Annotated in this window: 6 protein-coding genes; 2 read left to right on the top strand and 4 right to left on the bottom strand. The window is 69.1% G+C overall.

What is annotated here, in order from left to right; translation table 11 throughout:
• The coding region (locus tag NTY77_01440; protein ID MCX5794144.1) for a hypothetical protein at positions 1-1,193 on the bottom strand (1,193 nt) is incomplete at its 3' end.
• An 82-nt stretch (positions 1,194-1,275) separates the two neighbouring features.
• Positions 1,276-3,681, bottom strand: a complete 2,406-nt coding sequence (locus NTY77_01435; GenBank protein ID MCX5794143.1) for an ABC transporter ATP-binding protein — start codon at positions 3,679-3,681, stop codon at positions 1,276-1,278.
• A gap of 146 nt (positions 3,682-3,827) precedes the next feature.
• On the opposite strand from NTY77_01435, the gene NTY77_01430 reads away from it, so the two are divergent.
• Positions 3,828-5,420: a response regulator gene (locus tag NTY77_01430; GenBank protein MCX5794142.1), complete on the top strand. Its 1,593-nt coding sequence runs from the start codon at positions 3,828-3,830 to the stop codon at positions 5,418-5,420.
• An 8-nt stretch (positions 5,421-5,428) separates the two neighbouring features.
• Here the strand turns inward: NTY77_01430 and NTY77_01425 are convergent, their stop codons facing one another.
• Complete coding sequence (locus NTY77_01425) at positions 5,429-7,174, bottom strand: ABC transporter substrate-binding protein (protein MCX5794141.1); 1,746 nt, start codon at positions 7,172-7,174, stop codon at positions 5,429-5,431.
• Positions 7,171-7,830, bottom strand: coding sequence for a hypothetical protein (locus NTY77_01420; GenBank protein ID MCX5794140.1), 660 nt, complete (start codon positions 7,828-7,830; stop codon positions 7,171-7,173). Before NTY77_01420 ends, NTY77_01425 begins: the two co-directional genes overlap by 4 nt.
• Positions 7,831-7,882: 52 nt before the next feature.
• On the opposite strand from NTY77_01420, the gene NTY77_01415 reads away from it, so the two are divergent.
• Positions 7,883-9,391: an FGGY family carbohydrate kinase gene (locus tag NTY77_01415; GenBank protein MCX5794139.1), complete on the top strand. Its 1,509-nt coding sequence runs from the start codon at positions 7,883-7,885 to the stop codon at positions 9,389-9,391.
• Positions 9,392-9,400: the final 9 nt, after the last annotated feature.

Here is a 9,400-nt window from a genome sequence, read left to right as displayed (position 1 = left end):
TGGGACTTCTCGCGCATCGCCCGCAGCGCCGGCACGGCGATGTCGGGCGTGAACATGAGCGCGCCCCCGGCCACGTAGGGCACGACCGTGCCGTCGATGGGCCCGGAACGCGGCGGGCCTCCCCAAGCCTGGTAGCCGTGCTGGCTGTCGGAGGCGGAGATGCCCCACATGTCGGGCCCGTAGTCCGGGAACTCCTTGGCCAGGTCCATGCAGAACTGGCGGTGCGCGCGCATGGCCTCGGCCGAGTTGGCGAAATAGTCGATGCCGTGGCGGTCCTTCAGGCCCCGGAAGTCGACCCAGGCCTGGGAGAACTGGTGGATGAAGGGCGGGGCCGCGCCCGAGACGTAATCGTGGCTGCTGTAGGAGACCTCGGGGCGGGAGATGGCGTCCCAGACCCCGGCGTCCACCGGGTGGGTCCTGGAGCCCAACGCCAGGATCAGGAGCAGCGACTCTTCCGAGTACGTGTCCCAAGTGGTCTTGATGAAGCCGCCCTCGGGGGTCCAGCCGTGGCTGAATTGGTTGCGCTTCTTGTCCAGCATCCAGGGGAAATCGACGCGGTCGTAGATCTCGGAGGCCAGGCTCGCGATCTCCGGGTCGTCGGCGAAGTACTGCCGCGCCGTGAGCACCCCGCCCAGCATCAGCGCGGTGTCGATCGAGGAGACCTCGCTGCTCCACTCCCGCTGGCCGTTGGCGGCGTCGACGAAATGGTAGAACCAGCCGTTCTTCTGCGGGCTCTCCTTGGCCAGGAAGGTCAGGGCCCGGCGCGTGCGCTCCAGGGCCTCCTTCCTGGGCACCCAGCCGCGCTCGGCGGCGAGGCAATAGCCCGTCAGCCCGAAGCCGGAAGCCGCCACGCTCGCCACGACCTTGCCCTGGGGCTTGGAGCAGTCCCCCGGAGCCCGGTCCGGGAAAAGGCCGGTCTTGGGGTCGGCCGTGTCCCAGAAGTAGCGGAAGGAGCGCTGCGAGAGGTCCTCGAGCAGGGCGCCGTCGTCCTTGGGGATGGCCTTGCCCTTGACCGGCGCCGGAGCCGGCAGGCCCGTCGTCGGCGAAAAATCGGCAGACCCCGCCCCGGCCGTCCCGTCGAAGAGCTTGGACAGAGCGGCGCCGGCGGCCTCGTCAGTGGAGGAGACAGGCGCGGCCCGCGCCGCAAGCGCAGGCAGGGCCAGACCGAGGAGCGCGGTCAGAATCCAGAGCATAGCTGTTATCTCCAAGATTATGCGTCCGGCAGGTCGCAACCGCATGGGCCGGAGGTCCCAGGGAGCTAGGCCCGGCCGGCCGTCAGTTGGAAGGCGCCTTGGGGCCGGAGGACTCCACCATCTCCCGGTATCGGCCGCCGAGCGCCATCAGCTCCGCGTGCGTCCCGCTCTCGACCACCTTGCCGTCGTGCAGGACCACGATCCGGTCGTACCCTTCCGCGCGCTCGGGCTGGCCGGCGAAGACCAGCGTCGTGCGCCCTCGCGCGAGACGCTCGAAGTCGCGCCGCAGCGTCCCGGCTACTCTCGTGTCCAGCCCCAGGCCGAGGTCCTCTGCGATGAGCACGGCCGGGTCCTTGAGCACGGCCCGGGCCAGGGCCAGGCGCTGGAGCTGCTCGGTGTCGAGAGAGGTCCCGGACTCGTCCTCGACCAAGGTGTCGAGGCCCTGGGGCAGGCGCTCGGCGTCGAGCAGGCAGGCGGCCCCGGCGGCCCGCAAGGCCGCGGTCAGCTCCTCATCGCTGACCTGTCTGGCGATCCCGAAGAGCAGGTTCTGGCGCAGGGTGCCGGAGAAGGCGGCCGCGTCCCCGGCCACCAGCGAGATGTGCGCGATGAGCCCGTCCCGCTTGAGGTCGGCTACGTCGGCGCCGCCCGTCCGGACCGAACCCGATCTGGGAGAGTCCAGCCGCAGCAGGAGGTCGATCAGGGAGCGCCGCGCCGCGGCCTCGCCTCCCACGACGAGCACCCGCTCGCCGGGCGCGGCCGAGAAATCGACGTTCCGCAGGACCTCCCCTTGGCCGGGGAGGGTGTAGCTCAGGGCGCGGAAGGAGACCTCCGAGCCGGCGAAGTCCCGCGCGCCGGGCTTGTCCGGGGCGGCGGCGGGCGCTTCGCGCAGCTCGTGGACCCGGCTCAGCCCGCCGTCCGCGGAGCGGCCGTCGTTGTACCGGTCCAGGATTCCCGAGAAAGCGCCGCGCAGGTCGTTGGCGTAGCCGCGCAAGGACATGATCTGCCCTACGCTCGGAGACCCGGTGAGGATGAAGCTCATGAAACCGGCGCCCAGGATCAAGAACTCGGAGAAGGCCGTCTGGAGGAAATCCCTGAGCGCGGCGTAGCCCGAGGACAGCTTCGCGATCTCGAGCAGGAGCGCCTCGTAGACGCCCGAGCGGCCGCGGTAGACCGAGGCCGCGTGCCCGTCGCCGCCGGAGGCCCGCGCGTCGCGGTTCCCGGAGAACAGGTCCTGCCCGAGGCGGGTGAGGTCCGCCTGCAGCGCGGCGAGCCGCTGCTGCTGGGCCGCCAGCTTCCCGCCGAAGCGCGCGGACAAGTACGCCAAGAGCGGCAGCGACACCAGTATCCCGACCGCCAGCGGCAGGCTCGTATGCAGCACGAAGCCCGCGGCCATGACCAGTTGGATCACGAGCATAGGCGTATTGACGGGGATGTCCACGTTCTTGGTCATGACCCTGGCCACGTCATTGAGCAGGCGCATCGTGATCTCCGGCGGGTCTCCCCGCCGGCCGAAGGAGGCCGGCAGGCGCTGGACATGCTCGAAGAAGGCCATGCGCAAGTCCTGGCGCATGCGCACCTTGATGCGCTCGAGCAGGACCCAATGGTACCGGCTGACGAGGATCCTCGCCCCGGTCAGCGCGGCCATGCCCAAGAACCAGCCCAGGGCCACGGGCGCGGCGTGCGCCAAGGCCGCGTCGATGAAAGCCCCGGTCGAGTAGGCCAGCGCCGTCCCCATCACGGCCTGGAAGACGAGGATCAGGCGCGCGAGGATCATCCGGCCGCGATAGGGGCGCGTCAGGGAGGCGAACTTCGCCTCGCCCAAGAACATCTCTGCCACGGTGTGGCCGAAGACGCGCGCGCCGGCCGCGAGGCGCCCACGCGCGGGCGATGCCAGCCCGGAGCCATGGCTCGGGGCCGGGCTGGCCTCGGCCACGGCCTCACCGGCCTGCGCCTCCGCTCCGCGCCGAGCGATGGAGCCGTCGAAGAGGAGGCTCAGGCGCGAATCCGGCAGGACCGAGCCTTTGGCCGCGGCGGGGGCCTGCGCGGGCAAGGCTTGGCTGAGCAGCCCCAAGGTCGCGGGGACGGCCGCGACAGCCGCAGGGGCCGCGAGCGGCGCGGCAAGGTCCGCCGCTTGAGCCGCGAGGGCGACGCCGGAGGCCCCGGGCTTGGCCAGGGGCTCGGCCGCGGAGACCAGGGGCGGCGCCGCGGGGCTCTTGACGGAAGGAGCGGCAGCCACGGACAATGCCGGCTTCAGGCTGAGGCCGGCGGGCAAAACCGAGATCTGGACCGGACCCGCGCCCACGGCGGAGCGCGCCGCCGCGCCCGCGGCGTTGAACACTGAGGTCCCGCCGGAGGAGGCCGCGGAGACCGCGACCGTGTTGGCCAAAGCTTCGTAGGGGGCAAGGCCCGGAGACAAGAGGACTATCGCAAGAGAGAGGGCCGACCGCAGCAGCGCCGCGGGCCTGCGCACCGTGAGGCCTTGAGGCATGTCGGCATCATATCACGGAGCTGCCGCGGGCCAGATGGACCGAAGGGGTCCGTTGCGGCCGGGTAAAGGGCCTATCCGCGCCTGGGCCCCTATGTGGTAACATGTACGACGGGTCCCGAACGCACCAAGGGCCTGGAGAACCGGCCATGGCAAACTCCCCGGACAAATATTATCCCCCCGCCGTCTCTCTTGGCGTCCTCATCGTCAACGGCGGTCCCCCCGTGCGCGAGACCATCAAGTCCCGCCTGCAGTCCACGCCGGGGTGGTCCTTCAGATTCGCGGAAGCCGTCGATGTGGATGAGGCCTTCCGGAAGCTCCAGGAGCAGGTCTACGACCTGGTCGTCCTGGCCGGTAGCCCATCCGACCCGAACAACCTGAAAGGCCTGGCATTCCTGCAGCAGATCCGGCAGATCCATCCCAGGTCCGCCGCCATCATGCTGACGGGTGAGAGCCACCCCCAGTTGACGGTCGCGGCCATGCGGATGGGCGCCATGGACATCCTCCAGAAGGACGACCTGCCGCACTGTGATTTCGCTCCCATCCTGCACCGCCTCGTGGAGATACGCGACCTCCTCAACCAGAACATGGAATTGAGGCAGGCCAACCAGATGAAGAGCCTCTTCATCTCCAACGTTTCCCGCGAACTGCGCACACCGCTCACGGTCATCTTGGGCTACGTCCGCGTGCTGCAGGACGGGACCCTGGGAGGCATGACCGCGGACCAGCTCAAAGCCGTGGCCTCGGTCGCGGGCGGCGCCGAGGATCTCCTCGGGATGATCAACCGCATCCTGCGCGTCAACGAGATCGTGGAGGGCCGGCAGGCCGCGGCGTTCAAGCCCGCGGACCTGCGCGAGGTCTGCCGCTCGAGCGCGGATAAGGCCAAGCTCTCCATGGACCTGCAAGCCAAGCGACTGCGCTTGGAATGCGCCTGCTCCGATGCCCCGGTCCCGATCCAGGCGGACGTGGCCGCGCTCGCGGAGGTCTTGAACATCCTCCTCGTCAACGCGGTCAAGTTCAGCCCGGAGCGCGGCTTGATCCGCGTGGCCGCGGGAGCGGCCGACGGCCGCGCCTGGGCCACGGTGGCGGACCAGGGCGCGGGCATCGCCGCGGAGGTCCTGCCCCACATCTTCGAGGATTTCTCCGCTGCCGCGCTCCATGGGTCCCCTAGCTCCATGCGGCCGCGTTCCGGCCTGGGGCTTTCCCTCGCCAAGCAGACCATGGTGCTGCATTCGGGCAACATCTGGCTGGAATCGCCGGGACCCGGCCAGGGCTGCACCGCGCACGTCTCGCTGCCCCTCGTGCGAGAGCCCGCAGCGGAGCCCGCCGTCCCGGCGGCGCCTCCGGCCGGCAAGAAGCTCATCCTCCTCGTGGAGGACAACTCGGACATCGTCGACATCATCGGCCTCTTCATCGCCAGCCTCGGCGGCGACATAGAGCTGATCCCGGCGCGATCGGGGTTCGAGGCCTTGGATATCCTGGGCAGGCAGCTCCCCCACCTCATCCTTCTCGATATCATGATGCCGGGCATGAGCGGCCTTGATCTGATAGAGCGCCTCAAGAGCACTCCTCGCACCTCCCGCGTCCCGATCCTGGTCCTGACCGGTTATGCCGACGCGGCGGCGCGGGCGAAGGCGATGGGAGGCAACGAGGTGCTCATCAAGCCCTTCGACCACGCGACCTTCATCAAGAAGATCGTGGAACTGCTGGCGCTGGGAAGCAGCGCCGCTCCTCCAGTCTGACCCGACCGTCAGTCCTTCCGCACGCGCCGGTAATAGATGGCGTTGTGCAGGGTGAAGGAGCCCAGCCAGTTGTCGTTGGTGTTCTCGCTGACGTTGCTGCGCAGGGCGCGGAAGCCGACCGGGTAGTAAAGGTAGATCTGCGGCAGCTTGGCGGCATAGAGGTCCATGAGTCTGCGGTAGAGCTCCTCGCGGTGCTTGCCATCCCGCCGCGCCCTCTCCACCACGGAGTCCATGGCTTTGTCGGAGAAGCTCTGGGCCATCGGATAGAACCCGGCGCTGTGGAGCAGGTTGAAGGCGAAGGAGTGCGGGTCCGGGTAGTCCGCTTCGAAGCCGCCCACGAAGATGGGCAGAGTGTGCTGGCGGAGGGCCTTGAACAAAGCCTCCTTGCGCAGGGGCTTGGGGTTGAGCTGGAACTCCGGCTTGATGGCCTTGAGCGAGGCGGCCAGGATCTCGGCCGCCGCGAGAGCCTCGGGGTTGGCCTCGTCGTAGCCGATCTCGGCCTGGAAGCCCCGCTTCCAGAGCCGGCCGTGCCATGCGGCCTTTAGGTGCTCAGCGGCCAGGGCCGGGTCGTGGCTGTAGGCGGGCTGCGGCGGCTTGCGGGAGAACAGCGCGAAGGGGATGGGCCCGGCGGCGCGCTCCCCGTGCCCGCGCAGGGCCTGGGACAGGTACGCCTCGTAGTCGAAGGCCCGGGCGAAGCCGAGGCGCACGTGAGGGTCCGAGAAGAAATCCGGCGGGACGCCTTTGCCGTCGAGCCGGCCGCTGCGCAGGCTGGGGTTGCCAGCGGCCGCGGCGCGGAAGTTGAAGAAGATGGCCTGGCCCACGGACCAGAGGGGCAGGCCGTCCTCGACCCGGACTCCCGGCGCCTCGGCGGCGTCGCGCAGGCTGGAGCGGGAGAGCTCGGCGTAGTCGGCGTCTCCGGCCTCGAGCATGGAGAGGCGCGTCATCTCGCTGTCGACCTCGCGCAGGATGACGCGCTCCAGGGCGGCCGGCTTGCGGCGCCAGTAGGCGTCGAAGCGCACCAGGGTCACCAGCTCCTTGGAGGTAGGCTCCGCCAGCCGGAAGGGGCCGGTCCCGTTGGCGACGAAGCGGATGCGGCTTTGGTCCGGCAGGCGGCCGTTGTACCGGAGCCAGCCGGCCTCGCTGCCGTCCCATTCGCCCTTGGCCGCGGCCCAGGCCTTGGGGACCACCAGGGGCCAGGAGGCCAGAATCGCGAGGAAGGAGGAGTCGGGCCTCTGGAGCCGGACCACCACATTGTCCCCCTCCACGGCCACCGCCGCCGCGGCCTTCTTGAAGTCCACCTGCAGGCGGCCCTTGCGGTCGCGCGTGGACGGGACCCCGAGGATGGGCTCGAGGAGCATGGCGGAGGTGCCGCCCGTGAAGTCGCTGAGCATCCAGCGCAGCAAGGAATAGCGGACGTCATCGGCCGTGACCGTCGAGCCGCCGTGGAAGAGCATCCCCGGCCGGATGGGGAAGGTGTAGACCCGCTCGTCCCGGGAGAGCAGGCCGTTCTCGCGGGTGGGCACCGCGCTGGCGATGTAGGGCGCGAAGGGCTCCTTATCCGGGTCCGTGGAGAAGATGATGAGCGGCTCGTAGACGGAGAGCGCCGTGGTCAGGCTGCGGTTGTCATAGATGGCCGCCGGGTCGAGGTTGGTGATCGGGCCGGCCAAAGCGCTGACGAAGGTGGAGGTGCTCGACGCGGCCGCGGGCCGCGCTGCGGGCAGGAGCAGGGCGAAGGCGAGCAGGGCGCCGGTCATCGCACCGACACCTGGTTGCCGTTGGGGTCGTAGGTCACCGTCAGCAGGTTGTACTGCCCGGAGTAGGCGGTCTGGCTCTGCACGGACTCGAGCCCCAGATAGGCGTTTCCGGAGAGGTCGACCTGCAGTTGCTTGGCGTAGGTGTTGTTGAAGTTGTTGTCGTATTCCCGCCACCAGGACAGCCCCCCACGGGAATCATATTTCCACAGCCGGGCCACGGTCCGGGCGCCTTTGCGGCTGTTGCCCGCGACGTAGTAGTTGCCGTCCCGGTCCACGACCGCGGTGGATGGGGTGTTGTCCGCGTTGTCGATGAAGGCGCGCTCCCCCCAGTCGTACTGGCCGTCCGCGGTGTAGTGGAACAGGACCATGACGCGCAGGCCCCGGTCCCTCATGACGGAGGCCACCATAATCCCGCCGGCGGGGTCCGAGACGATGGCCGCGGCGCGCTGGTCCACGCCCGGGTCGCGGACCTGGTTCCAGAGATTGCCCCCGCCGGGGTTCATCTTGCGGATGTTGATGTATTCGTGGGAGCCGGTGAACAGATTCAGGACCGAATAGAAGTTGCCGTTCTGGTCCGAGGCGCTGAGCTGGGAGTCCTGGGCCGGCAACGGGGCCGTCAGCAGGGCCAGCAGGACGGCCAAGGGCCAGGCGCGCATGCGGCGATTATACCACTTCTGTGTTTTGCGCAGACTTGGTACTATACCCCTGATGAAGGGCTTTGTCGCGGCCGTGGACTGCGGGACGAGCGCCGTCAAGGCCGCCGTGTTCGACCTCGCGGGCCAAGTCAAGGGCAGCAGCAGGATGGATTGCCCCTGCCGGTTCCTGCGCGACGGCCGCATCGAGCAGAGTCCGCGGCTGATCGTCGAGCGGACCTTCTCCTGCCTCAAAGAGGCCGTCGAGCGCTCCGGGGTCAAGGCCGGTCAGATATCCTCTTTGGCCATATCGAACCAGAGGGCCACGGTCATCTGCGCCGATCATCGCGGCGAGGCGATAGGCGACGCCGTCTCCTGGCAGGATATGCGGGGCGGCAGGGCGCTGCGGGCTCTGCGCCGGAGGATCAGCGATGCGGAGTATTATGGCATCACCGGCTTGCCCAACAACCCCGTTTTCTCTCTGGGCAAGATCCTGTCCTTCAAGAATACCCCGCAGCATAAGAAGACCTGCCGTTTTGTCCTGGTCCAAGACTATCTCCTGAAGCAGTTCGGCGCGGACGGCTTCTTCCTGGACTGGTCCAACGCCTCGCTGACCGGGATGTTCGAAGTGGAGAGATTCCGCTGGAGCGCCGAGATACTCAAGCTCGCCGGCGTCAGCGAGAGCCAGCTCTCGACCCTCGTCGCCAGCGGCCAGAAGGTCGGCGCGGTCTCCAGGCGGGCCGCGCGCTGCTGCGGTCTCCTGCCCGGGACCCCCTTGGTGTCGGGCGGGGGCGACCAGCAGTGCGCCGGGCTCGGGGCCGGCGCGGTGAGAGCCGGCGTGGCGGAACTCACCTTGGGCACGGCGGGCGTCCTGCTCGCCTGCGTCGAGCGGCCCCGGAAGGACCCCAAGATGCGGGTCACCTGCTGCGCCCATGCCGTGCCCGGCAAGTGGGAGGTCGAGGGCTTGCAGAACGCGGCGGGCTCCTGCCTGGACTGGCTGGGCAGGATCGCCTCGGGAAAGAGGTTCAGCAGGGGCTTCTGGCGGAGGGTCTGCGCCGCGGAGCCGGGCCTCCAGGACCCCCTGTTCTTCCCCTTCCTGGCCGGCGCCGGCGCTCCGAACTGGGATCCCGAGGCCAAGGCGATGCTCCTCGGCCTGACGCACGCTCACGGCCGGGCGTCCCTGGCGCGGTCCGTGCTGGAGGGCGTTTGCCTGGAGGCGAAGTCCATCCTCTCCGTATTCGGAGACATGAAAGTGCCGGTCAAGGAAATCCGGCTGACCGGCGGGGCCTCGGAGATCGAGGGCTGGAGCCAGATGCAGGCGGACATATTCGGGATCAAGGTGTCGCAGCTCGCCAACCCGGAAGCCTCCGTCCTGGGGGCCGGGATGCTGGCGGCCTGCGGGGCCGGGGCGTTCGAATCCCTGCCGGAGGCGGCCGACGCGATGGTGAAGTCCCGGCGGACCTGCAAGCCGGCCCCGGAAAATACTAGACTCTACGCACGCCGCTATCAGAGGTACCTTGATATCCTCGGCCGCTTCGAGAGCCACGGCATCTTCCACCTCATGTCCGGCAGCGAGTCTGCCTGACCAGCGCTG

Source organism: Elusimicrobiota bacterium (assembly GCA_026388095.1).
Taxonomy (GTDB): domain Bacteria; phylum Elusimicrobiota; class Elusimicrobia; order UBA1565; family UBA9628; genus UBA9628.
This window is presented reverse-complemented; position numbering and strand designations above follow the sequence as displayed.

What these genes read in the sequence shown, in the direction of transcription:
- NTY77_01435 (MCX5794143.1), bottom strand. Translation starts at nt 3,681, where the DNA reads ATGCCTCAAGGCCTCACGGTGCGCAGGCCCGCGGCGCTGCTGCGGTCG.
- NTY77_01430 (MCX5794142.1), top strand. Translation starts at nt 3,828, where the DNA reads ATGGCAAACTCCCCGGACAAATATTATCCCCCCGCCGTCTCTCTTGGC.
- NTY77_01425 (MCX5794141.1), bottom strand. Translation starts at nt 7,174, where the DNA reads ATGACCGGCGCCCTGCTCGCCTTCGCCCTGCTCCTGCCCGCAGCGCGG.
- NTY77_01420 (MCX5794140.1), bottom strand. Translation starts at nt 7,830, where the DNA reads ATGCGCGCCTGGCCCTTGGCCGTCCTGCTGGCCCTGCTGACGGCCCCG.
- NTY77_01415 (MCX5794139.1), top strand. Translation starts at nt 7,883, where the DNA reads ATGAAGGGCTTTGTCGCGGCCGTGGACTGCGGGACGAGCGCCGTCAAG.